The 1,630-nt window shown below is 63.6% G+C and carries 1 protein-coding gene; it reads right to left on the reverse strand.

Annotated features, from left to right (window positions below; translation table 11 throughout):
- Positions 1-112 precede the first annotated feature (112 nt).
- The gene (locus tag DQ353_RS21005) at positions 113-1,507 is read right to left on the reverse strand and encodes an IS1380 family transposase (RefSeq protein ID WP_113765123.1); all 1,395 of its coding nucleotides are present in this window, start codon (positions 1,505-1,507) and stop codon (positions 113-115) included.
- Positions 1,508-1,630: the final 123 nt, after the last annotated feature.

Here is a 1,630-nt window from a genome sequence, read left to right on the forward strand (position 1 = left end):
CGACGGACGGGGGCGGTTTCGTTTTTGGGCACGGGAAGGGCGCCAGCCTCTCTGCCGGCGGGTGGTCCACGAGGGTTTCCTGGTTGCGCCGCAGAGGGCTCGGTGAACGGTTCTAGGCGATTTGGGGTGGGGCGTGCACGGAAGTGAAGAGCCGTTCCCATTCGGTTTCCCAGGGCCAATCCAGCGGAAGCCGGAGCTTGGTTTTCCTGGCACTGCGCGCGATGCGCGCCGGAACCTGGATGAGCTTGCGCCGGACCGTTGCGCTCCTAGCCTTGGCGAAGGTGCCGCCAGCCAGGATTCCGGTGGCGCGGGTGAGGTTGTAGGCGATGGCCGCGGCCACCAGCCATGCACTATTGGCGCCGAAGTGCCCGGAGGGCATATGGGCCAGTGCGCTGCCCTTCAAATCCGCGTTGACCTGCTCGATGACCGCGTGTTGGCGGTGGGTCTTGTCCGCAGCGACAGTGTCCAGGACACCGGAATCCACGGTGGTGAAGAACGCGTGGAAACGGTGGCTGTCAAAGAGGGTGTCTTGCCCGGCGGCCTTCTTCGGGTTCAGTTCCGGGATCCGGCGCACCACCAGGCGCCCGGGAACCCGTTCGGCTTTCTTGCGGGAGGTGAACGCGGTGAAGCCGGTTTCGGCGACCTCGGCGCTGGAGACCAAGACCCCGGTGGATTCGTCAAGGATCGCATCGGTGTAGTGGATGGTCTCCCAAGCAGTCTCCGGGATCGTGGCGATCGCCCGCTTCACGGCCGGGTCCATGCGCACCGTCACCGAGACCTGCGCGCCCGCCTTTAAAGCCGCCGCTACCGGCCCGTGGCCGTAGTAGGCCGAGTCGAAACGGCACAACACCTTCGATCCGGGCTGGCAACGTGTGAGCGTGCCCAGTGCCTCGGTGACGAACTTCTTGGCTCCGCGGGCGGAGTTGGCTGCGCCCTTGCGCAGGCGTTGGGCGGCAATGAACGGAACCGCGTCCTTCGTGGAAGCTGTGGCCAGCAAGGCGTTGAGCCCGCGCACCCCGGAATATCCGTAGCCCGAGCCCTGCTTCTGGTAGCCGTGGACCTCGATGATGGTGTCATCGAGGTCGAGGTAAACGTAGTCATCAGCGGCAACATCACCCAGCAGTGGGGCCTTGCGGTTCAAGCTCACCAGGAACCTGGAGGCCACGGCATCGAGCTGGCGTACGTGCCCGAAGGTGAAGGAGCGCAGGAAGGACCCCAGGGTGGAGGGGGCATAACAGGCGGTGAAGACCTTTTTCATGGCTCCGTGCCGCAACAGGGCCATATCGTCAATGGAGTCGGCGCCGGCCACCATCCCGGCCACGAGGGAAGCAACCTTTAACCCGGGATTGGCACCTTTGTCGGTGGGCACGCTGAGCCATTGGTCAGCCAGTTCATGCAGGCCTGAGTCCCGGGCCAGGACCATGGCCGGGAGCAACCCGGCGGTGGACACGAGGTTCGGTTCGTCGAAGGAAACTGACACGGCGGAGGGTTTGTGGGAAACTTGCATCTACGAGATGCCCTTCATTTCAGGAATGTTGTTACTGTCGCAAGTTCAATTTTCCCTGATACGACGGGCATTTCGTGGTTAAAACGCCGAGCAGCTCCCAAATCTCATCGGTGGATCAAGGCT

This window comes from Arthrobacter sp. AQ5-05 (assembly GCF_003287975.1).
Lineage (GTDB): Bacteria > Actinomycetota > Actinomycetes > Actinomycetales > Micrococcaceae > Paeniglutamicibacter.